The organism is Kineobactrum sediminis (genome assembly GCF_002868715.1).
Taxonomy (GTDB): domain Bacteria; phylum Pseudomonadota; class Gammaproteobacteria; order Pseudomonadales; family Halieaceae; genus Kineobactrum; species Kineobactrum sediminis.
The window spans coordinates 34,432-56,407 of sequence record NZ_PKLZ01000012.1 but is presented as its reverse complement, the minus strand read 5'-3'; the positions used below and the strand labels follow the sequence as shown (position 1 = coordinate 56,407).

Genomic DNA, 21,976 nt, shown 5'->3' with positions numbered 1-21,976 from the left:
CTTATGCCGATAATCACACGTCAGCCACCGCCACTGGAGAGCCGCCAATGAGTACCATAGAAAAAGCCCTCGGCCGCCTGCAGAGCGAGTCGGCAGCTGCCGAGCCGGAAGCGACGGAAGACACCATCGAGCGCGCCGGCAGTCCGGCCCCGGCAACAGCGACCGGGCCGGCTGGACCCACAGCAGGCGCCATGGCTGGGGGGGCGGGCGGCCTTAAAATCGACATTCCATTTGATGTCCTGCACAGCCAGGGTTTCCTGACCCCGACTGTGCCGCGTAGTGTCATTGCGGAAGAATTTCGCGCCATCAAGCGGCCGTTGCTGAAAAACATAAGTGGGCAAACACCCACACCGATCAAGAACGCCAACCTGATCATGGTCACCAGCGCGCTCCAGGGCGACGGCAAGACCTTTACTTCCCTCAACCTGGCCATGAGCATCGCCATGGAGCAGGACAAGACCGTGTTGTATGTGGACGCGGATGTGCTGAAGGCCACCGCGGGTCACCAGTTGGGGATCCCCGCTGGCACCCCCGGGCTTATCGATGTGTTGCGGGATGAGCATATTGCCCTACAGGACGTGATCCTGCACACCAGTATGCCCAAGCTGCGGGTATTGGCTGCCGGTACGCCAGACGCCCACGCTACCGAGTTACTGGCCAGTGAAAGCATGCACCAGCTCATGCTGGAACTTTCCGCCCGCTACCACGACCGGGTGATCGTGTTCGATTCACCGCCCCTGCTGCTTACCAATGAGGCGGGTGTACTGGCCAGCTTCATGGGCCAGGTCGTGTTTGTGGCCGGGGCCGATTTTACTCCCCAGCATGCGGTACAGGAAGCACTGGAGCGCATCGGCCAGGACAAGATGGTGGGCATGGTGTTGAACCGGGCCTCCCGCCGCCGTATCGGCCTGTTCGGCAAGAGCTATGGGTTTGGTGGGTACGGCTATGGATATGGCTACGGCTATGGCGGCGGTGAGGGCGAACGAGCCCAGGCCGCAGACCTGGCAGACCAGGCGGCAGGGAGAGCACAAAATCCGTGAGTAAATATAAAGGTACTGTCCATACCACCCTCCACGTCACCCTCCATGCCGCCCTGTTGGGCAGCGCGCTGTTGGCCCAGGGCACGTCGGCCGCCGAGTGGGAAACCGAAGCCGGCATTAGCCTGGGCGGTTACTATTCCGACAATATCTGCCTGGCCCCCACGGACGAGGAAGGCAAGGCGGTAGCCACCGCCCGGCCGGATATATCCTTGCAGGGCACAGGCGCTCGCGGCAATGTGTCCCTGCAGGCGGCGGCGGAGGTCAACTCCCTGGGTGAAAGCAACCTGGACTGCGCTACCGGCCAGGGCGGCCAGTTAACCAACCGCGAGTCCGTGGTGCCCAGCCTGCGCTTCAATGCGGATTACGAATTGATCCAGGACTGGTTGCAGCTGGAGGCGGATGCCTCGGCCCGGCGCAACCCGATCAACCCCTTCGCCCCCGGTGGCGAAGACAGCATCAACGGCCGCGAAAACACCAGTATTCTTTACGACTATGGTGTTGGCGCTCTACTGCAGCGGCGTATCGCCCGGGCCGCGCTACTGCGCCTGCGTTACAACTACAATGAACAGTTCAACAACGTGGGCCTGTTTGGCGACAGCAGTGAAGACCGGGTGCAGTTTGACCTGGATACCCTGCCCGATACCGGCCGCATTTCAGCCGGCATCGGCGGTCGCTACAGCAGGATAAGCTACGACAGCTCCGACCTCAGGCCGGCCTTTGATAACGAACTGTCATCCGCTGAATTTCGCCTGGGCCTGCAGCTTACCAGCAGCTGGCAGGTCAACGGCCTGGTGGGTGAAGAGTGGAATGAATTCACCAGCGTGCGCGACGATATTGACGGCTCCTTCTGGGATGCGGGTATACGCTGGACACCCAACAGCCGGGTTGAGGTTGCCGCGGGTACCGGCGAGCGCTTTTTTGGCAGCACCCCACGGCTGGACATCAGCTACCGCCACAAGCGCAGCCTGTTGACCGCCAGTTATACCCGTACCATCAGTTTCCCGCGCAATCTGCGCGGCGCGGACAGTGACTTTACCGACCCCGATGATCCTTTCGGCCCCGGTTTTGGTGACTTGCCCGGTGATCCCCTTACCGGTGACGGGCTGCAGACCTTCATCGGTGATACCCCGGTGCTGGACGAGCGCCTCACCCTGAGTTACCGCTTCACCGGCCGCCGCACCAACTTCACCCTGTCCGGCAGTGACTCCCGCCAGGAACGCACCGAGGACCTCAGCGAAGCCACTTTCCGCAGCGTCAATTTCACCGCCACTCGCACGTTATCCAGCAAGCTGTCCGCCGATTTTCGCCTGGGCTGGAGTGAGAACGAGGGCCAGGGCCCCGCGGTGGGCAGCTTTGGCCAGAACGCCAAAACCTGGCGTGGGGGCTTTGGCTTTACCCGGCGCATCGGCAACGACACCTCGGTTAACGTGGCCTACCAGTACGTTACCCGTGATTCCGATTTTGCGTTTAACAACTACAACGAGAACCGGATAACCTTCAGCGTTCGATTCGGTTTCTAGGAGCCTCCTGTGGTGCATCAAAACTCGCCTCCGCATATTCTCTGCGTCGTGGGCGCACGGCCCAATTTCATGAAAATAGCCCCCATCATGCGCGCCTTCAATGCACCCGGTAGCGGTATTACTGCCAGCCTGCTGCACACCGGCCAGCACTATGACGCCGCCATGAAACACTCATTTTTCGAGCAGCTGCATATCCCCGAACCGGATGTGGACCTGGGCGTGGGCTCCGGCAGCCACGCGGTGCAAACCGCACAGATCATGCAACTGTTCGAGCCGGTGCTGGATGAGCGCAAGCCCAGCGCGGTGCTGGTGGTGGGCGATGTGAACTCCACCATTGCCTGCGCCCTGGTGGCGGTGAAAAAACAGATACCGGTGGTGCACGTGGAAGCCGGCCTGCGCAGCGGTGACCGCAGCATGCCCGAGGAGATCAACCGTATCCTCACCGACCAGCTGTCCGACCTGTTGTTCACCACCGAAGCCAGCGCCGCGGATAACCTGCACCGCGAGGGCATCGCCCCGGAGAAAATTCACTTCGCCGGCAACGTGATGATAGACACCCTGCTGTACAACCTGGCCTCGGCCACACCGCCGCGGCAGACCCTTGCGGCGGCGGGTGCCAACGCCGGGTTCGCCGAAGGTTACGGCCTGCTCACCCTGCACCGGCCCTCCAACGTGGATGACCCGGCGGTACTGGCGCGCCTGCTGGAGGTGCTGGTGGAATTGAGTCAGCACACCCCGCTGGTGTTCCCGGTGCACCCGCGCACCCGTGGCTGTATTACCGCCGCCGGGCTGGATGGCCTGCTGGCTTCCGGTAATATCCTGACCCTGCCGCCCCAGGGTTACCTGGAAATGCTGGGCCTGATGCGCGACGCGCGCCTGGTGCTGACGGATTCCGGCGGCATCCAGGAAGAAACCACCGCCCTGGGTGTGCCCTGCATTACCCTGCGCGAAAGCACTGAGCGGCCCATTACCGTGGCCCAGGGCACCAACACGATTGTCGGTACCGATCCCGCGGCCATCCGCGCGGCCTTTGCCGACATCGCCAACGGCGGCGGCAAGGCCGGGCGCCAGCCCGAACTGTGGGACGGCGCCGCGGCGGAACGCATTGTCGCGGTCATCGCCCGGTGGTGTGCTGCCAACGCCGCGGCGGGGCAGGCTGCATGACATCTCCTGGCACACACCCGGACGCGCAGGCGGCCATGGTGAACGCCATGACGGTGGACGTGGAGGATTACTTCCAGGTGTCTGCCTTTGAACGGCATGTGTCGCGCGCCAGCTGGGAAACCACTCCCATGCGGGTAGAGGCCAATGTGGAGCGCATCCTGGCCCTGTTTGACGAACGCGATGTAAAGGCCACCTTCTTCACCCTGGGCTGGGTGGCCCAGCGCCACCCGGCCATGGTGCGGCGTATTGTGGCCGCCGGCCACGAACTCGCCAGCCACGGCTGGGAGCACATCCGGGTGAATACCCAGCAGCCCGAGGATTTCCGCGAGGACGTTACCCGCACCAAGGCACTGCTGGAGGATATCGGCGGCGTGCCGGTTGCCGGTTACCGCGCCGCCAGCTACTCCATTGGCGCCGGCAACCTGTGGGCCCTGGATGTGCTGGCGGATGCCGGCTACGCCTACAGCTCCAGTATCGCTCCCATCAGGCATGACCTCTACGGCATGCCCGAGGCGCCGCGCTTTGCCTTTGCCGCCGCCGGTGGTCGCCTCACCGAGATCCCGGTCACCACCCTGACCCTGGCCGGGCGCAATATCAACTGTGGCGGCGGCGGCTGGTTTCGCCTGTTCCCCTATGCGTTCTCGCGCTGGGCACTGCAACAGATCAATCGCCGAGAGGGTGAAAGCGGCCTGTTCTACTTTCACCCCTGGGAAATTGACCCCAACCAGCCACGACCAACCGGGGTGGGCGCCAAAACCCGCTTCCGCCACTACCTCAACCTGGGCCGCATGGAAGGGCGCCTGGTCAAGCTACTGGGGGATTTTCGCTGGGACCGTATGGACCGGGTGTTCGCGCCGGTGATCAGTGCCAACGCCGAGCTACACGCCCAGGACGGTGGTAATAAGGTCCGCGCTACAGCTGACGGGCTCCAGCCCGGGGAGGCCCGCCCATGAGCCTGACCGTGCGCCTGTGCCGCCCCGAGGATGAAGCCGCCTGGGACGCCTTTGTGCTGGCCAGCCCCCAGGCCGGCTTTTGCCACCGCTTCGCCTGGCAGCGGGTACTGCAGCGGGCCTTTGGCCACCGCGGCCACTTCCTGCTGGCGGAACAGGCGGGTGAGATTGTGGGTGTGCTGCCCCTGGCCGAGGTGCGCAGCCGCCTGTTTGGCTACAAGCTGTCCAGCCTGCCATTTTGTGTGTACGGCGGCATTGCCGCGAACTCCGAGGCCGCGGCCGGTGCGCTGCGCGCAGCCGCCTGCGAACGTGCACAGGCCCTGGGGGTTGATGCGCTGGAGCTGCGCAATACGCAGGATTCCGGTAGCGGCTGGCCCACCAAGGACCTCTACTACACCTTTCGCAAGCCGATCACCGCAGACAACGACGCCAACCTCAAGGCCATTCCCAACCGCCAGCGGGCCATGATCCGCAAGGGCATCAACAGCGGCCTGGAAGGTGAGGAAGTGGCGGGCACCAACCGCCTGTACCGGGTGTACGCCGAGAGCGTGCGCAACCTGGGCACCCCGGTGTTCAGCCGTCGCTACCTGGAGATCCTGCGCGAGGAATTCGGCACCGATTGCCGGGTACTAATGATCCGCGAAGGCGATGAAGACGTGGCCGGGGTGATGAGCTTCTACTTCCGCGGTGAAGTGCTGCCCTACTACGGCGGCAGCATCGCCCGGGCGCGGCACATCAAGGGCTGCAACCATTTCATGTACTGGGACCTGTTGCGGCGCAGTGCCGAAGAGGGCATCACCAGCTTTGATTTTGGCCGCAGCAAACGCGACACCGGGCCGTTTGATTTCAAGAAGAACTGGGGCTTTGAGCCGCAGCCGCTGCCCTATGAGTACTTCCTGGTAAAGGCGACTGCGGTGCCGGACGTAAACCCCAGCAATCCCAAATACCGCCTGCTGGTGGATACCTGGCGGCGCCTGCCGCTGCCGCTGGCCAACCTGCTGGGCCCGCCTGTTGCCCGCAGCCTGGGTTAAGGGCCATGACCAACGCGGCAGCATCCAGCGGCAGTCACGCCGGCGACCAGCAGCCGCAGCCCAGGCCGCCGCTGCTGTTCCTCTGCCACCGCATACCCTACCCGCCCAACAAGGGCGATAAAATCCGCGCGTTCCACCTGCTGCATCACCTCAGCAAGCACTTTGACATTTACCTGGCCAGCTTCGTGGATGACCCGGAAGACTGGCCCTGGGCCCCGGAGCTGGAAAAGCTCTGCCGCGAGGTGTACCTGCGGCCACTGGTGTCCTGGCGCGCCACCCTGCGCAGCCTGCGCGGGCTGCTCACCGGGCAGGCGCTTTCCGTACCCTATTATGCAGACAAACCCCTGCAGCGCTGGGTTGAACAGGCAGTGGCGGAACACGGCATTCGCCACGCCATTGTGTACTCCTCGGCCATGGCCCAGTTTTTACCCCGGGGTGGCGAGCAGTTAACCCGCAAGGTGATAGATTTTGTCGATGTGGACTCCGACAAATGGCAGCAGTATGCGGCGCAGAAACGCCCGCCCATGAGCTGGGTGTACCGGCGCGAGGCGCGCTGCCTGCTGCAACTGGAGCAGGTGCTGGCGCAGCAATTTGATGCCGGGCTGTTTGTATCCTCGGCAGAGGCCGAGCTGTTCCACCAGCTGTCCCCGGCCACCGCCCACAAAATCGGCTTTTACAATAATGGCGTTAACTGCGACTACTTTGATCCCGCCTGTGATGCCGCGCCGGAAGCAGGCCAGCCGATAGCCAGCCCCTTTCCCGAGAACAGCCTGCCCCTGGTGTTTACCGGGGCCATGGACTACTGGCCCAATATTGATGCCGTCACCTGGTTCGCCCGGGAAGTGCTGCCCGCCCTGCGCGCCAGCCACCCGAACGTGCTGCTGGCGATTGTGGGTGGTAACCCGCCCCGGGCCGTGCAGCAACTGGCCAACATGGAAGGGGTATTGGTGACCGGGCGGGTGCCGGATGTGCGGCCCTACCTGCGCCACGCCTTTGCCGTGGTGGCCCCCATGCGGGTGGCCCGCGGGGTGCAGAACAAGGTGCTGGAGGGCATGGCCATGGCCTGCCCGGTGCTGGTAAGCCAGCGCGGGCTGGAGGGTATTGCCGCCCGCCATGGCGAGCATGTGCTGTTGGCGGAAACCGTGGCCGATTACCAGCGCCAGCTGGATGAGTTGTTGGCCGGTGCGCACACGGGCCTGGGCGAGCGCGCCCGGCGCTGTGTGCAGCAGGGCTTTAACTGGGATGAGAACCTGCCCGAGGTGGTATTTTTACTCGGGGAGGATAACGCGGTGCCTTATTACGCCAAAACACACACCGCACACCACGAAGACACGGGAAGCCACAGCGATGCAACAAGCAACCCTGGCTGAGCAACAGCCGCTGAATACGGGTGCCAGCGATGGCCTGCTGGCGGGCCGCAGCCTGGCCGTGGTGGTGGCACTGTACAGCCTGCTGGCGGTGGCGCTGTTCTACGATACCGTGAGTAGTATGGTGGGTGTCTGGCTCGCGAGCGAAACCTTCACCCACGGTTTCCTGATCGTACCCATCAGCCTGTGGCTGATATGGCGCCGTCGCGATGACCTCACCGGCGCGGTGGCCCGGCCCCAGCCCTGGGTGCTGTCGTTAACCGCGGGCGGTGGCCTGGTGTGGTCACTCGCCTACATGGTCGATGTGAACGTGGTGCAGCAACTCGCCTTTGTCGGTATTCTGGTGACCGGCATCTGGGCGATCCTGGGCACCGCGCTTGCCCGGCGCATTGCGTTTCCGCTCGGCTTCTTGTTCATGGCGGTGCCCATGGGCGAGGACCTGATCGGCCCGTTAATGCTGATAACCGCAGACTCCACCGAATTCCTGGTGCGGGCCACCGGTATCCCCGTATTCCGCGAGGGCATGTACCTGACCCTGCCCACGGGCTACTGGTCCGTAGTGGAAGCCTGCAGCGGTGTGCGCTATCTCATTGCCTCCTTCACCCTGGGCCTCGTATATGCCTACCTGAGCTACCAGAGCTTGTGGCGCCGGGCGGCCTTCGTTTTGGCCGCCATTCTGGTGCCCATTGTCGCCAACAGCCTGCGCGCCTACGGCATTGTGATGATAGGCCACCTCAGCGGCATGGAGCTGGCGGTGGGGGTTGACCACCTGATTTACGGCTGGGTGTTCTTCGGGGTGGTGATGCTGTTGCTGTTCTGGATAGGCGGTTTCTGGCAGGAGGCCGAGCGCCCGGTGGAGACTGCAATCAACCATAAGGTCACCGGCCCCGCGCCCGACACCCGACGGAGTGCGGCAATACTGATTCTGGTGCTGGTGGCCACAGGGCTCGGCCCCACGCTGGCACTGGCGCTGGAGCGCAATACCAGTGTCGGGAACCTGGCCGATCTACAAATACCGCCGCCCGCCACAGGCTGGCAGGAATCCATTAACCCGGGGTGGGACTGGCAGCCGAACCAGCAGGGTGCGGACCGCCAGATTGAACATTATTACAGTAACGGCCAGCCCGTGGCCCTGCTGCTGCGCCAGTATCTCCAGCAAACCGCGGGCGAGGAGCTGGTGCAGCGGGGCGAACCCTGGCTGGCCGATACCGATGCCTGGCGGGTCATAAACCGACATGCCCCAGCGGTTGGATTGGGTGAGGGCGGCGAAACCATTGTTCGTGAGGCCACGGTTACCTCCGGGCGGCAGCGTTTGCTGGTATGGGCCTGGTTCCGGGTGGATGGCCAGCACACCAGCAACGCCTATGTGGTAAAGCTCCTGCAATCCAGGCAGCAACTGGTCTCAGGTCGCAGCGAAGGTGCGCGGTTGTTCCTGGCAACCCCGGTGGATGACAACCCGGAAGCCGCCCGGCAGCGCCTGCAACAGTTCCTGGGCCTGCATCTGCCCGCCATTGAACAGGTTCTTGACCAGCGCCAGCCACAGGTTGGCCCCTAGCCATGCCCGATACGGGTTCTACACAGCCGCCCCTGGTCGCCCACATCATTTATGCCCTGGGCACCGGCGGGCTGGAGAACGGGCTGGTCAACATCATCAACCGCAGCCCGCCGGGGCGTTACCGCCACGCCATTATCTGTCTCACCCGGGCGGAGAGCTTTGCCGGGCGTATTACCGCAGCCGATGTTGAAATTATTGAACTGCATAAAAACCCGGGGCATGACCTTCGTATGTACTGGCGCCTATGGCGCACCCTGCGCCAATTGCGCCCGGCCATTGTGCACACCCGCAACCTGGCAGCGCTGGAAACCCAGGCCCTGGGCCTGTTCCTGCCCGGCTGCAAACGGGTGCACGGCGAACACGGCCGCGACGTTAATGACTTGGACGGCAGTAACCGCAAATACCGGATGCTGAGACGGGGGCTGCAGCCGCTCATCCACCGTTTTATTGCGGTGAGTGATGACCTCGCCCAGTGGCTGGTGGCCACGGTAAAAGTACCTGCAGCGCGGGTTCGCCACATCTACAACGGTGTGGATCATGCGCGCTTCATCTCGCGCTTTGCAAATCCGCAGGCAAGCAGCGGCGAAAACAGCAACACAAGCAATAACTTGAGTCGGGCTATTGACGCCATGCCGGTCGGTTTTTTATCGGCACAGGGCGCCCGGGTAGTGGGCACCGTGGGCCGTTTGGCCGCGGTAAAGGACCAACAGCTGCTAATTCGTGCACTGGGCCACATTTTCGCAACCCGGCCAGAGGAGCGCGGCAGGCTCCGCGCTATACTCGTGGGCGACGGGCCGGAGCGCCTGGCGCTGGAGCAGGGCATTGTTCGCGAAGGCCTGGCGGGTTGCGTCTGGCTGGCGGGTGACCGGGATGATATTCCCGCGCTGCTGGCGGCCATGGATATATTTGTATTGCCGTCACTGGGGGAGGGCATCTCCAATACCGTGCTTGAAGCCATGGCGACCGGCTTGCCAGTGATTGCCACCAATGTGGGCGGCAACCCGGAACTGGTACAGGAAGGTGTTACCGGGCAACTGGTGCCAGTAGGTGATGTGGCGGCCCTGGCTGCCGCCATTCAAACGCTGGTGGATAACCCGGTTCTGTGCGAGCGCATGGGCAGGGCAGCTCTTCAGAGAGTACAAACGGATTTTGACTGGGAGCGCACGGTGGCAAATTATTTACAGGTGTATGATGAGTTGCTGCAGCGCCCCGGGAACAGCTTTTCACCGAACACCAGCAAGGCCTGATTATGTGCGGTATCGCCGGAATATTTGATCTTGAGCAACTGCGCGAGCCAGACCGCGAATTGCTCCATGCCATGAACCAGTCCCAGTTTCACCGGGGGCCGGATGAAGGCGGCCTGCACATTGCCGCCGGTGTTGGCCTGGCCCACCGGCGCCTGTCGATTATTGATCTGGCCGCCGGCCAACAGCCCATGTTCAGCGCCGACAATACCCTGTGTGTGGTGTACAACGGCGAAATCTACAACTTCCGCGAACTGGCCCGGGAGCTTACCGAGCTGGGCCATGTATTCCGCACCCACTGCGATACCGAGGTGATCCTCTATGCCTGGCAGCAGTGGGGCGAGCGCTGTGTGGATCACTTCCGCGGCATGTTCGCCTTTGCCCTGTATGACAGCCGCAGCGAAAGCCTGTTTCTGGCCCGGGACCGGTTTGGCATCAAGCCGCTGTTCTACTCCATCCTGCCCAGCGGGCAGCTGCTGTTCGGCTCGGAGCTGAAGGTACTCAAGGCCCACCCGGCACTGCCCCGGCAGCTGGAGCCGCGGGCGGTGGAAGACTACTTTGCCCTGGGTTACGTGCCGGAACCCAAAACGATATACCGGGATGTCTACAAGATGCGCCCCGGGCACAGTATGTTGTTCAAGCGCGGCCAGCCGGTGCCGGCACAGCAGCAATACTGGGATATTCCCTTCACCCCAGTGGCGGTGGCCAGCCCCGAAAGCCTGCAGGATGAGCTGGTGGCCCGCCTGCGCGAGGCAGTGCAGGTGCGTATGATGGCGGAAGTGCCCCTGGGTGCGTTTTTGTCCGGCGGGGTGGATTCCAGCGCGGTGGTGGCGATGATGGCCGAGCTGCAAACAGAATCGGTAAACACCTGCGCCATCGGTTTTGATGTCAAGCAGTTCAATGAAACCGAGTACGCCGCCAAGGTGGCCCAGCGCTACCACACCAACCATTTTGAAGAAACGGTGAGCAGCGACGACTTTGACCTGCTGGACCAGCTGGCCGCGCTCTACGACGAACCCTATGCAGACAGCTCCGCGATTCCCACCTACCGGGTATGCCAGCTGGCCAAACAGCGGGTAACGGTGGCGCTTTCCGGTGACGGCGGTGACGAACACTTTGCCGGTTACCGCCGCTACCGCTGGCACATGAACGAAGAGCGGCTGCGCTCGGCGCTGCCCCTGGGCCTGCGCCAGCCGGTGTTTGGTGCCCTGGGCCGCCTGTATCCCAAGGCCGACTGGGCACCGCGGGTATTCCGGGCCAAAACCACCTTCCAGGCGCTGGCCCGCAACTCGGTGCAGGCCTATCTGCACTCCGTATCCATCTGCAGTGACGAACAGCGCGCCGCCATGTTCAGCGACAGCCTCAAGCGCGAGCTGCAGGGCTATTCGGTACACAGCGTGTTCGATGAACACGCTGCCAACAGCCCCACGGATGATCCCCTGTCACTCATCCAGTACCTGGACATGAAAACCTACCTGGTGGGTGACATCCTCACCAAGGTGGATCGCGCCAGCATGGCCCACGCCCTGGAAGTGCGGGTACCGTTCCTGGACCACCCCTTTACCGAGTGGGTGTCCGGCCTGCCCACCAATATGAAACTGCGTGGCCAGGAGGGCAAGTACCTGCTGAAGAAGTCCCTGGAATCGCATCTGCCCCACGACGTGCTGTATCGCGACAAGATGGGCTTTGGGGTACCTTTAGCCAAATGGTTTCGCGGCCCACTGAAAGCCCGCTTGCGCCGCGACCTGCTGGAAAGCGGCCTGGCTGCCACCGGCCTGTTCAACCAAGGCTACCTGGAGCGGCTGGTGGACGAGCACCAGTCCGGCGTGCGCGACCACAGCGCGCCCCTGTGGTCACTGCTGATGTTCCAGGCCACGGTGCGCGATGACCAGTTTGTTGTGGGCGGGTAACGGTAACCACCATGCGCATACTGCATATCCTGGACCACTCCATCCCCCTGCACAGCGGCTATACTTTCCGCACCCGCAACCTGCTGCGTGGCCAGCGCGCGCTGGGCTGGCACACGGCCCATGTCACCGGGCTCAAGCAGGGCTCTACTGAACACAGGGAAGAGAAGATAGACGGCCTGCATTTTTATCGCACCGCGGCCAGCACCAGTGCCCTGTTCCGGCTGCCCCTGCTGAACCAGTGGGATGTGGTGCGCACGCTGGCCCGGCGTATTGAGGAAGTGGCGGCAATAGAAAAACCGGATGTTCTGCACGCCCACTCGCCGGCCCTCAATGGCCTGGCGGCCCTGCTGGCGGGCCGTAAACTGGGCCTGCCGGTAGTGTATGAATGCCGTGCCTTCTGGGAGGATGCGGCGGTGGACCACGGCACCAGTTGCGAGGGCGGTGCCCGCTACCGGCTCACCCGTGCGCTGGAAACCCATGTGTTCAGGCAGGCCGATGCGGTAACCACCATTTGTGAAGGGCTGCGCGCCGAGATTGCCGGCCGCGGCATAGCGGCGGATAAAATCACCGTGATCCCCAACGCGGTGGATACCGAAAGCTTTACCTTCGGCGCTCCGGCCCGGGCAGACCTGCAGCAACAACTGGGCCTGCAGGGCAAAACCGTGCTCGGCTTCATCGGCTCTTTTTACGCCTATGAAGGCATACCCCTGCTGCTGCAGGCACTGCCCGGGCTGCTCTCGCAAAACCCGGATCTGCGCCTGCTGTTGGTGGGTGGCGGCCCGCAGGAACAGGCCATTAACACCGCCATTGATGAGTTGGGCGTGGCCCATGCGGTGGTCAGCACCGGCCGGGTGCCCCACAACACGGTGCAGGACTATTATAATCTGGTGGATATTTTTATATACCCGCGTTTGGCCATGCGCTTGACCGAGCTGGTAACTCCCCTGAAACCGCTGGAAGCCATGGCCCAGGGTCGGCTGGTGGTGGCCTCGGATGTCGGCGGCCACAAGGAACTGATACGCCACGGCGACACCGGCATGCTGTTCGCCGCGGGCCAGCCCCTGGCCTTGGCGGCGGCGGTGCAGGACCTGCTGGACCGGCGTGACAGCTGGCAGGCCATGCGCGACAGCGGCCGCGCTTTTGTTGAGCAGGAGCGTACCTGGGCGGCAAGTGTCAGTCGTTATCCGGCGGTGTATTGGAGCCTGGCGTGACGGCGCCGCTGCAATCATCCCGCCAGCCCTTCCTGCGCCTGGGTCTGATTGGCCCAGTGCCGCCACCCAATGGCGGCATGGCCATGCAAACCGCGCAGCTGGCGCAGTTGCTGGCAGGGGAGGGTGTCACCGTGGAGTTGCTGGCCACCAATGCACCCGTTCGTCCCGCCTTTGTGGCGCGGCTGCCGGGGCTGCGCGCCGTGGTACGTCTGCTACCTTACCTGCTGGCTGTGTGGCGCCTGGCGGGGCGGGTGGATGTGGTCCACCTGATGGCGAATTCCGGCTGGTCCTGGCAGCTGTATGCGGCGCCCGTATTGTGGCTGTGCCGCTGGCGGTGCACGCCGGTTATCGTGAACTATCGCGGGGGCGAGGCGCAGGCCTATTTTCAGCAGTCCTGGCGCCGGGTGAAGCCCTCCATGGCCAGGGCAGCAATGGTGGTGGTGCCCTCGGGATACCTGAAGGCGGTGTTCGACGACTTTGGCCAGCCCACCCGGGTAATTCCCAATATTATTGATCGCGAGTTGTTCCAGCCCCGGAAGCAAACCCGGGTCGGGGGCACCAGCGAGCAGGCCGCACCCTACACGCTGGTGATCACCCGCAACCTGGAACCCATTTACGGGATTGATACCGCGCTGAAAGCCCTGGCCCGGGTGTTGGCGGTGCAGCCACAGGTGCGCTTGCGTATAGCGGGCAGTGGCCCGGCGGAGGCCGCACTAAGAGCGCTGGCGCAACAACTGGATGTTGGCCATGCGGTGACCTTTGAAGGCCGCCTGCAGCGCCCAGCGGTGGTGGCCCTGTATGCCGAGGCCGACGCCATGGTGAACCCCACCACCGTCGATAACATGCCCAATTCCGTGCTGGAAGCCATGGCCTGCGGCCTGCCGGTGGTGTCTACCAATGTGGGTGGTGTGCCCCATATTCTCCGCCACGAGAACACCGGCTTATTGGTTCCGCCAAACGATGAGGCCGCCCTGGCCACGGCTATTCTGCGTCTTGTGGGAGATGAAGAGTTGCAGCAGCGCCTGCGCAGCAACAGCCTGGCGGAGGTGGAGCAATACACCTGGGCCAACGTGGGCGAACAGTGGCTTGCAACTTATCGCACTGCCGGCAGCGCCTTTGGTGGGGTGGCGGCATGAGCCTCTACCAGAAACTGGTGGCGGGTGCGCTGTTCCCCCTGCACGAAAAACTCAAGGGCCACAGCACTACAGCCGTGCATAAAAGCCTGGACCAGTCCCAGTGGCTGCCGCCCGCACAGTTGGCAGAGCTGCAGCTGGCCAACCTGCGGGGCTTTCTGGAGCGTATCGGTCGCACCGTCCCCTATTATGAAAACCTGTTCGCCAGCCTCGGCTTCCGGCCTGAAGCCGTCACCACATTGGCTGATTTGCAGGCCCTGCCGCTGCTGGACAAACCCACTATCCGCGCCCATACCGACGCCCTGAAGGCCCGGGATGCCAGCGGTTTGAAGCGTTTCAATACCGGCGGCTCCAGCGGTGAGCCGCTGATCTTCTACCTGGGCAATGAACGCGTCAGCCACGATGTTGCCGCCAAGCGTCGCGCCACCCGCTGGTGGGGGGTGGACCTGGGTGACCCCGAGATCGTGGTGTGGGGTTCCCCCATAGAGCTGGGCTCCCAGGACCGGGTGCGCCTGCTGCGGGACAAGCTGTTTCGCACCGAATTGTTGTCCGCTTTTGAAATGTCCGAGGCCAACCTCACCAAGTTTGTGCAGCGCATCCAGCAGCTGCGGCCTAAAATGCTGTTTGGTTACCCATCGTCCCTGGCGCTGATTGCGGACTTCGCCCTGGCCCGGGGGCTGGCACTCAATACCCTGGGCATCAAGGTGGCGTTTGTTACCTCGGAGCGGCTGTATGATCACCAGCGCGAGCGCATAGAGCAGGCCTTTGGCTGCCCCGTCGCCAATGGCTATGGCGGCCGCGATGCCGGTTTTATCGCCCACGCCTGCCCGGAGGGCAGCCTGCATATAACTGCCGAGGATATGGTGGTGGAGATTGTGGACGGTGATGGCAGGGTGTTACCTGCGGGGGAGCAGGGGGAAATCGTGGTCACTCACCTGTTTACCAGCGAGTTCCCGTTTGTGCGCTATCGCACCGGGGATGTTGGCACTTTGGGCGGCCAGCCCTGCCCTTGTGGCCGCGGGCTGCCGGTGCTGGCCAGCGTTGAAGGACGAACCACGGATTTTGTCACCGCGGCGGATGGCACTATACTGCACGGCTTGGCGCTTATCTATGTCCTGCGGGATATGCCGGGGGTGGCGAATTTCCGCATTGTGCAGGAGTCACTGACGCTGACGCGGGTAGAGGTAGTACCGCGGGACGTTCTGACTGAGCTCATGGTGGCGGAGATTCACCGGGGCCTGCAGGCCCGGCTAGGACAGGAGGTCACGATTGAGATGAGGCAGGTCGAAGCAATTGCGCGCGAGCAGTCAGGGAAGTTCCGGTATGTGGTGAGCAAAGTATGATAGGGAAACACCAGCGCCTTGTCGTTCCGTCACCAAGACTGAGCAGCAACCTTAAAAAACATTACTACAACTTGGCGCAACTATCTCTTCAGGTATCAGTAGACATACTTTGCAAATACTCGTAGATATCTCTTTCGCGATTAAGAATACCCCACGTGAGATTGCCTTCGATAAGCATAGGCCCAGCAGCGGTAATGGCGATATCCCAGCCTATGCATCGCAAAGGCCTAAATGATAAGCTGGCCTTGAGTGCGAGGGTTCGAACATCCTCCCAATGGGGGATTTTAAAGCCAATCAGCTGCTTTTTTGTGCCGGGGTGGTGAGTTATAGAGTTAATCTCCCGGTGATGTTTGCTGCTGGTAATGACTTCAACAATTCGTCCATCAGAAACGTCCAAAACTGCAAGCATATTGCCAGTCGCACCGCCCCGAAAGTTATCATATACGTTATCTCCCGAAATCAGCCTGAGTAAGGCGCCGAGTAATTCAGGCTGCCCGTTATCGTTCACAACGGTCCTTATCCTCATTGTTTGCAGACCCAAAGCGCCCGACAGCTCAGCAATCTCAGGGTGGTTGTCGACGACCTGCTGAAATATCCATCGCGATGTATCTGGGCTCTGCACACGAGAGAAGATAAGGGATGGAGTCACTCGTCCACCATGCATGTCGAACCAGGTTTCTCCGCGCTTTTCGAGGCGGTCTACGCCTACCCCGTCATGCCCATCAGCAGGTTTGAGAATAATGGGGGTATTGGACGTATCCCTTAGATAGCGTTCGATATCTTCGAGGTTTCTTAGCGAGGGTGTACCGTTCGGCTTACTGGCGCTGTTGCGGTTAAATATTGCGTGGATATCAGGTGTGGGCAGGCCGTGCCTGACGCACAAACCGTTAAAGGTGATTTTATCATCGACATGATGGCGGAACCCCGCTGGGTTCAATCGCAGTTGCGGTTCCAGCATTTTCTCCTTGCTGATCATGCGCCTAATCACTGCATTGTCTATTCTCGGATCAAGCAGTCGATGGAAATAGATTTCATCTGGCGAGAATAGATCATCTCGGCAAAGCTTTATAAAGCGCTTTAGCGCAGTAATTGGATTAGCTCGAAAACGTACGCAGGCAGAGAGAAACTTTATACCTGCTATGGGAATAGAGGTGACATGCATATAAGGGCAACCTCGGAATAGAAGCAAACGGGCGCCAATTAGGTGTCTCCTCGAGGGCTATCCTATTTGCTGATTTACTCAGTGCCTGCTGGCATTTTGAGCTTGGCAATCGTAGCATACAGGGCTTTGGGGGCGCTATAAGATTTAGGCTTTCAGAGGTGTGCCTTTGTCGCGGGAAGGCGCATCGACTGCGTGTCGTCAACGGGACGCCAGTTTCTTCTTGCACTGGCCAATACTGTATTTTTCGATTGTGTGGGGTGTGTGGGTGCGAGCATTGATGTCCTTCAGGTCACTTATGGTTGAAAGTTGGGTGTACAAAGTTTCCCGAAGATTGCTGGCCTATCCAATGGCATGGGCTTGGCGCCGTCTAAACTTGCAAACGATTTTTATTGGCGTAACAGGTAGTGCAGGTAAGACTACAACAAAGGATCTCTGCCAGACTGTCTTGTCCCGGTTTGGTTCATGCATCAGCAATAGCGGGACAGATAATGACCGCATCCACGTTGCAGCACTTGTTCTGCGGACTCGACGTCAGGACCGTTATTGTGTTGTCGAGCTTTCCGGGGGTGAGCCTGGCGCAATGGATTTACGACTCAGGTTAAGTCGGCCGCAGATAGGGGTGCTTACGACAATTGGTCGAGACCATTACAGCGCCTTCAAAAGTGTCGAAGGGATTGCTGATGAGAAGGCAAAGCTGATTAGGGGTTTGCCCAGTTCGGGTGTGGCAGTGCTCAATATTGATGACCCATTGGTAAAAAGAATAGGCGAAGCAAGCCGCTGCAGGAAGGTCTGGGTGGGCTGGGCTCAAGATGCCACCGTGAGGTTAACCAACGTATCGTCGCGTTGGCCGGCTCCCCTCACTCTCCAGGTCGAGTACGATGGTTCTTCTTACACAGTCGTGACCGGCCTTCATGGCGAACATCAATCGTTAGCCGTAATCAGTACACTGGGTGTCGCAGTTGCAGCTGGTGTTGACTTTGAGGATGCGATTGCGGCACTGGCCAACGCTGTGCCCGCTGAAGGCCGGATGCAGGTTGTGGCGCATGAGGATGGTGTAGTGTTTGTGCGAGATGACTGGAAATCTCCACATTGGTCGATTGACTTGCCGCTTCGATTTATCAAGAACGCAGAAGCACGAAGAAAGATCATAGTGATAGGAACAGTCTCCGATTCAAGCCTTGGCCCTTCAAAACGTTATCCAAAAATTGCGCAGCAGGCGAGACAGGTTGCGGACCAAGTACTGTTGGTCGGTACCCAGGCAGCTAAAGCGCTTGATGCCTTGAATGAGTTGCGTGATGAAACAATACGGGCATTTCCTGAAGTACGTGACGCGGCGGAGTACCTTGATACTATCCTCCAGCCTGGTGATATCGTGCTATTAAAAGGTACGAACCTTCAGGATCATCTTGCCAGACTCGAATTAAATCGCCATATTGATATCGGGTGCTGGCGGATGGACTGCCGATTGAATGACTTTTGTGGTCATTGCAGTAGACTTCGTCAGGTCGTACGGAGCTAACTTGGGTTTGGTGCAGGAGCCGCATGTACGCGAAACTGAAAAATCTGAGCCGCCCCGAATTTTTGAGGGCTGTCATCTTCTGGGCTCTACGCAAAATGACAGGCGTTCAGATTCATGACGTGTTTGCGAAATCGCTGGGCCATGACACGAGGGACAACCAGGAATCCATAGGGCGTGTTCTGCCTCTATTCAAGTTTTATCGTAGCCAAAGCCTGCTTGATCCAATTGTTGAAGATCAGCTCAATGAACATTCGGGAGCGTCCTGTAGAGAGCTGATAGCTCAAGGTTGCCACGTTTATTATGCTCTTGATGGTAGTAAGGTTGCAGTTCAGCTTAATATTCTTTATGGAAAAACCACGGTCGATTCGCCGATTGATCTGCTGTTCTCACTGGCGCCGGGAGTTGCTTTCCTGAACTATTTGTATACCCGCCCAGAGTGCCGTGGCTTGGGGTTGGCTAATCATCTAATGGCATTTGCGTGTTCAGAGGAGCGCCAAATGGGTATACACAAATGCCTGGCTCATGTGAGATCTACCAATCACGCCTCCCAACGAGCATTTAATAAAGCTGGATGGAAGAGACGGGGGAGAATTGTGACAACCAGAGGAGGAAATCTTCTGGGCACTCAGGGTTGCGCTTCATTGGGCCTCAATATCAGGAAGCCGCTATCTTCCTGATTACTGCCCGAAGAGTGTTCTTCAGACCCAGATACTCAAGTGCCGCTCCTGCTTTTTGGGATACGAAATTGCAACTTCTCAGTAAAACCCAAGCGAATCTACCATACAGATTTTTTTGAAAGAGATAGATGTTTCGCTCTTGTCGCGTTGAATTACCAACCTTGCGTTTGAAATCGTTGTCTCCGTACAGCATGTCAAGAATGTCGATCTCCGGATGGCTCTCGCTGAGATATCTGATTGTCTCAAGGTGCATTACCACACCCGGGTGAAACCGCCTGAGTTCTGGTTCAAATCCGATATGGTGGCTGTAGAATACGTTTTGGTAAAGAAAGCCTATCCGCCAGGCTATGGGTTTATCATCGACTGTTAACAGCAGGCATAGAGTGTAACCAAGCTTGGCACCCTGAAGAGCCTTGTGGCCTATGTGTCCTTTCTTGTCAATGGCCAAGCCCAGCAATTTCCCTTGATACGTTCGCCTGGACACCGGTTCCACCGTATCCAGAAAGGTGGCCACTTCAGAGGCAGACGAATATACAGAGAGCGAAAATCGGCCTTGGTACTCATTTTGAAATCGACGAAGGCTTCGCTTGACATCCTGTCGTGATTTTGAGGACAGTCCCTGCAGGTACTCCTCCAGACTTGTTCCAAGCTTACACATTCTGCGTTGGTACACGGGACCTTGCTGGAGAACAAGGAGGCGATTTTGGAGCTCTGGTGAAAGCAGTGCCGCGTCGAGCTCCTCCCCATCCACAACACCTAGAAGAAAAACTGCTGACCGCGCAGTCAGTCCATTGCACAGTGCCTGGATGGCCTCCAGCCAGCTATTACGTGAAATTCCGGTAAAGTTTCCTACAAGTACGTGCCTTAAAACGGAGAGGCTTCCTATGGTGAGCTCGCCAATACTGAAGGACAGCCTTCCTTTGTGTACAAAAAGTGGTATCAGGCGATCTTCTCCGTCGGTTAGCGCAAGTATGTGCTTGTCTCCACTGTCGCACTGTGCGAAAAGCCATGCCGGATCATGCTCAATAACATTGTCCAGTTGGGCCGATTGGCATTGATCTTCGGCACCGGGCCTGACTCTTCTTGAATACCAAGTTTCTCCCACGATACATGCTCTCTTCGCAATCCTGTTCGGTTTTTTTGGCTGTTCGGCTGTGAATCTAGCCTATTATTTTCGCAGTAATCGCTTCAGCTCATCGATTGCCCTATTCCAGTAGGAATGAACTTTTATCAAAGCCCGGTTCCTCCATGTATCAACAAGGCACAATATGTTCACACACGAGACCTGCTCAGTGGCGAACAAGGCCTTGTGCGACCCTTCTCCCTCAGTAAAGTCAAACCAGTCTACATCGGCATCAGCGAACAAGCTTTCGTGCACGAGGTACTGCAGTACAGTACCTGGTGAGAGCCCGGCTTTTGCAGCATCATAACCGAGGTAGGCATAGACCGCTGTTCGGTGGTCAATCGGCGAATACAAGTAGGCTACTGGACTTTGGTCGAGAAACAGAAGGTAGCATCGCAATCGGCCGGCTGCTGCCAGGTGTCGGGAGTGCTCCTTGAATTCCGGACTATTGGGTAGTGCTCCCTCGAATAGCTTTGCCTGATATGTGGCCTGTGCAAGTGGCTGTGCAAGCTCGAGGAATATATCGACATCAATTGGGGTACGATATTCCCGCCAGTCGAGTGTTTGATCCTTGTTGGCCTCGGTGAATTTCCTGATTTTGCGCCGCAGGGTTGACCGGGTCTTGGATGACTTGATTTTCTGGAAATCCTCGAACCCTATGCTCATATCGGTTAGGTAGTGGGAGTAGCGCTGCAACACATACTGGATTTGCCCGTGATCAAAAACGAGATCGGGAGGCTCGCTCGCCAAAGTTACCGAATGCAAGAGGTAGCCGTCCACGTCCTGTGCCCATGCCGCTGGGAGCAAGGCACGGAAGTTGTCGGTGCTGGCTCTGCCGAGCGCATTGATATGAAGGAGGTTCAGTTTCATTGCGAACAACGTACGATTCGCCAGGGAAAAACGGAGCTTGGATGGAGAGTTCGTCATGCCTGGAGTACCTTGTGCGACGCAGTTTCCAGAAAACGCAGAAAAGAAGCCTCGCGAGGCAGGACGATGGGGGTATCAACGGACTCGATGCAGTCGCCCAGGGTGGTCGCTATCTCGCTGATTGTCACTGGTTTCAACGACGGCGATTGAGTTAGCTGGTGGCAAAGCTGTTCAAACTTGCGCTCGGTCAATGTGTTGCGTTGGTAGCTCCCGTCAACGCTCTTTGGTTTGTGGAATTCACTGGCATGGGATAACAACACGAGAACGGGTGTCTCCTCTGCCGCAGCTTGGGCTAGCCATGTACGCTGTTCCCGAAGCCCCATACCGATAAGCGTTGCCAGCCGGGTCTTGTGTCGCAGGAGGTGGTCAGTTCCGATATAACTGCTGACCGGTATCTCCAAAACTCCATCAAGCAGCCTTGGTCGCTGGAATAGTTTCATGGCGTGATCCTCGGGCTGGTGGATACCGAGGCCAACGGAAGAAGAAACCGTCAAACCGCTAGCTCTGAATATCGAGTACAGGTGGCGCTCCATAAACAGGCTGCCGGTACGTAGGGCGACCGGTTCAGGCTGCCCCCATGCCACAAACGCCGCCTTGCCACGTTGTATTATCTCAGTGACCCGTTCATGCGACAGATTGATCAGCGTATCATGGACGGCGGCGCGTGGTGGTTCACGCCCAATGTGTGATATCCAGTCTGGCTTGTCGAATATTAGCCAGGCTGGATGGAGGTGGAGTTGAATTTCGTGCCCACACGCACTCAGGAGCTCCACGATCCTGCCCATTTCCTCCAGCCCGAACCAGCTGGCCTGTAGTGCCTCCACGAAGAATGTTGCTCGCACCCCGTGATGGTCCAGAATGTCCAGGATCACCGGCAGTCCGCTTGGTTGCCCTGGCTGCCCGGTCAGCGAAATTGCACCCTGAGGAGTGCGCGTTCGAGGGGCTGCGAAGGTGCCGTTGATGTCGAACTCGATGTCGAAGGTGACAGCGACGTGTGTGGTCATACAGGAGCCGCCTGAGCCTGTGTCGTTCGGTTTGCTCATGGTACAACAGGGGCCGCGAAGGTGCCATTCTCGTTTTGGTGTGCATCTTTCAGAAAA

The 21,976-nt window shown here is 59.7% G+C and carries 18 protein-coding genes; 14 read left to right on the top strand and 4 right to left on the bottom strand.

Annotated features, from left to right (window positions below):
- Window positions 1-47: 47 nt before the first annotated feature.
- From CWI75_RS14980 to CWI75_RS14925, 12 genes are read left to right on the top strand one after another with little or no spacing between them, the layout of a single operon-like run.
- A complete protein-coding gene (locus tag CWI75_RS14980) occupies window positions 48-1,040 on the top strand; it encodes an XrtA-associated tyrosine autokinase (RefSeq protein WP_101522335.1) in 993 nt (330 codons plus the stop codon).
- The gene (locus CWI75_RS14975; protein ID WP_101522334.1) at window positions 1,037-2,560 is read left to right on the top strand and encodes a TIGR03016 family PEP-CTERM system-associated outer membrane protein; all 1,524 of its coding nucleotides are present in this window, start codon (window positions 1,037-1,039) and stop codon (window positions 2,558-2,560) included. The genes CWI75_RS14980 and CWI75_RS14975 overlap by 4 nt, the downstream gene beginning before the upstream one ends.
- 9 nt (window positions 2,561-2,569) lie before the next feature.
- On the top strand, window positions 2,570-3,724 hold the full coding sequence (wecB, locus tag CWI75_RS14970; RefSeq protein ID WP_338152709.1) for a non-hydrolyzing UDP-N-acetylglucosamine 2-epimerase: 1,155 nt from the start codon (window positions 2,570-2,572) through the stop codon (window positions 3,722-3,724).
- Window positions 3,721-4,677 carry an XrtA system polysaccharide deacetylase gene (locus tag CWI75_RS14965; protein WP_241521248.1) on the top strand — a complete coding sequence of 319 codons (957 nt, stop codon included), beginning with the start codon at window positions 3,721-3,723 and terminating at the stop codon, window positions 4,675-4,677. Before wecB ends, CWI75_RS14965 begins: the two co-directional genes overlap by 4 nt.
- Complete coding sequence (locus CWI75_RS14960; RefSeq protein ID WP_101522333.1) at window positions 4,674-5,705, top strand: FemAB family XrtA/PEP-CTERM system-associated protein; 1,032 nt, start codon at window positions 4,674-4,676, stop codon at window positions 5,703-5,705. The genes CWI75_RS14965 and CWI75_RS14960 overlap by 4 nt, the downstream gene beginning before the upstream one ends.
- Before the next feature lie 5 nt (window positions 5,706-5,710).
- Window positions 5,711-7,075, top strand: a complete 1,365-nt coding sequence (locus tag CWI75_RS14955; RefSeq protein ID WP_101522332.1) for a TIGR03087 family PEP-CTERM/XrtA system glycosyltransferase — start codon at window positions 5,711-5,713, stop codon at window positions 7,073-7,075.
- Window positions 7,053-8,627, top strand: a complete 1,575-nt coding sequence (xrtA, locus tag CWI75_RS14950) for an exosortase A (protein ID WP_162300104.1) — start codon at window positions 7,053-7,055, stop codon at window positions 8,625-8,627. The genes CWI75_RS14955 and xrtA overlap by 23 nt, the downstream gene beginning before the upstream one ends.
- A 2-nt stretch (window positions 8,628-8,629) precedes the next feature.
- Window positions 8,630-9,874 (top strand): TIGR03088 family PEP-CTERM/XrtA system glycosyltransferase, encoded by a 1,245-nt coding sequence (locus CWI75_RS14945; protein ID WP_101522330.1) that lies wholly within the window; start codon window positions 8,630-8,632, stop codon window positions 9,872-9,874.
- A 2-nt stretch (window positions 9,875-9,876) separates the two neighbouring features.
- Window positions 9,877-11,781: an XrtA/PEP-CTERM system amidotransferase gene (locus CWI75_RS14940; RefSeq protein ID WP_101522329.1), complete on the top strand. Its 1,905-nt coding sequence runs from the start codon at window positions 9,877-9,879 to the stop codon at window positions 11,779-11,781.
- Between the two features lie 11 nt (window positions 11,782-11,792).
- Window positions 11,793-12,992 (top strand): TIGR04063 family PEP-CTERM/XrtA system glycosyltransferase, encoded by a 1,200-nt coding sequence (locus tag CWI75_RS14935; protein ID WP_101522328.1) that lies wholly within the window; start codon window positions 11,793-11,795, stop codon window positions 12,990-12,992.
- Window positions 12,989-14,128, top strand: coding sequence for a glycosyltransferase family 4 protein (locus CWI75_RS14930; RefSeq protein ID WP_206604747.1), 1,140 nt, complete (start codon window positions 12,989-12,991; stop codon window positions 14,126-14,128). Before CWI75_RS14935 ends, CWI75_RS14930 begins: the two co-directional genes overlap by 4 nt.
- Window positions 14,125-15,468, top strand: a complete 1,344-nt coding sequence (locus tag CWI75_RS14925; protein ID WP_101522327.1) for a phenylacetate--CoA ligase family protein — start codon at window positions 14,125-14,127, stop codon at window positions 15,466-15,468. The genes CWI75_RS14930 and CWI75_RS14925 overlap by 4 nt, the downstream gene beginning before the upstream one ends.
- Before the next feature lie 88 nt (window positions 15,469-15,556).
- Here CWI75_RS14925 and CWI75_RS14920 read toward each other — a convergent pair whose 3' ends face one another.
- Complete coding sequence (locus tag CWI75_RS14920; RefSeq protein ID WP_101522326.1) at window positions 15,557-16,630, bottom strand: sugar-transfer associated ATP-grasp domain-containing protein; 1,074 nt, start codon at window positions 16,628-16,630, stop codon at window positions 15,557-15,559.
- A gap of 295 nt (window positions 16,631-16,925) precedes the next feature.
- Here CWI75_RS14920 and CWI75_RS14915 point away from each other — a divergent pair, with 295 nt between their 5' ends.
- Complete coding sequence (locus CWI75_RS14915; protein WP_162300103.1) at window positions 16,926-18,149, top strand: Mur ligase family protein; 1,224 nt, start codon at window positions 16,926-16,928, stop codon at window positions 18,147-18,149.
- Between the two features lie 23 nt (window positions 18,150-18,172).
- Complete coding sequence (locus tag CWI75_RS14910; RefSeq protein ID WP_101522324.1) at window positions 18,173-18,826, top strand: GNAT family N-acetyltransferase; 654 nt, start codon at window positions 18,173-18,175, stop codon at window positions 18,824-18,826.
- Here the strand turns inward: CWI75_RS14910 and CWI75_RS14905 are convergent.
- The 3 genes from CWI75_RS14905 to CWI75_RS14895 form a co-directional block, all read right to left on the bottom strand.
- Window positions 18,804-19,931, bottom strand: a complete 1,128-nt coding sequence (locus CWI75_RS14905; RefSeq protein ID WP_101522323.1) for a GNAT family N-acetyltransferase — start codon at window positions 19,929-19,931, stop codon at window positions 18,804-18,806. The genes CWI75_RS14910 and CWI75_RS14905 overlap by 23 nt on opposite strands.
- 63 nt (window positions 19,932-19,994) lie before the next feature.
- A complete protein-coding gene (locus CWI75_RS14900; RefSeq protein ID WP_101522322.1) occupies window positions 19,995-20,876 on the bottom strand; it encodes a GNAT family N-acetyltransferase in 882 nt (293 codons plus the stop codon).
- Window positions 20,873-21,880 (bottom strand): polysaccharide deacetylase family protein, encoded by a 1,008-nt coding sequence (locus CWI75_RS14895; RefSeq protein ID WP_162300102.1) that lies wholly within the window; start codon window positions 21,878-21,880, stop codon window positions 20,873-20,875. The genes CWI75_RS14900 and CWI75_RS14895 overlap by 4 nt, the downstream gene beginning before the upstream one ends.
- Window positions 21,881-21,976 lie beyond the last annotated feature (96 nt).

Coding starts and splice junctions, on each gene's coding strand:
- CWI75_RS14980 (WP_101522335.1), top strand. CDS start 48: ATGAGTACCATAGAAAAAGCCCTCGGCCGCCTGCAGAGCGAGTCGGCA.
- CWI75_RS14965 (WP_241521248.1), top strand. CDS start 3,721: ATGACATCTCCTGGCACACACCCGGACGCGCAGGCGGCCATGGTGAAC.
- CWI75_RS14960 (WP_101522333.1), top strand. CDS start 4,674: ATGAGCCTGACCGTGCGCCTGTGCCGCCCCGAGGATGAAGCCGCCTGG.
- CWI75_RS14955 (WP_101522332.1), top strand. CDS start 5,711: ATGACCAACGCGGCAGCATCCAGCGGCAGTCACGCCGGCGACCAGCAG.
- xrtA (WP_162300104.1), top strand. CDS start 7,053: ATGCAACAAGCAACCCTGGCTGAGCAACAGCCGCTGAATACGGGTGCC.
- CWI75_RS14945 (WP_101522330.1), top strand. CDS start 8,630: ATGCCCGATACGGGTTCTACACAGCCGCCCCTGGTCGCCCACATCATT.
- CWI75_RS14940 (WP_101522329.1), top strand. CDS start 9,877: ATGTGCGGTATCGCCGGAATATTTGATCTTGAGCAACTGCGCGAGCCA.
- CWI75_RS14935 (WP_101522328.1), top strand. CDS start 11,793: ATGCGCATACTGCATATCCTGGACCACTCCATCCCCCTGCACAGCGGC.
- CWI75_RS14925 (WP_101522327.1), top strand. CDS start 14,125: ATGAGCCTCTACCAGAAACTGGTGGCGGGTGCGCTGTTCCCCCTGCAC.
- CWI75_RS14920 (WP_101522326.1), bottom strand. CDS start 16,630: ATGCATGTCACCTCTATTCCCATAGCAGGTATAAAGTTTCTCTCTGCC.
- CWI75_RS14915 (WP_162300103.1), top strand. CDS start 16,926: ATGGTTGAAAGTTGGGTGTACAAAGTTTCCCGAAGATTGCTGGCCTAT.
- CWI75_RS14910 (WP_101522324.1), top strand. CDS start 18,173: ATGTACGCGAAACTGAAAAATCTGAGCCGCCCCGAATTTTTGAGGGCT.
- CWI75_RS14900 (WP_101522322.1), bottom strand. CDS start 20,876: ATGACGAACTCTCCATCCAAGCTCCGTTTTTCCCTGGCGAATCGTACG.
- CWI75_RS14895 (WP_162300102.1), bottom strand. CDS start 21,880: ATGACCACACACGTCGCTGTCACCTTCGACATCGAGTTCGACATCAAC.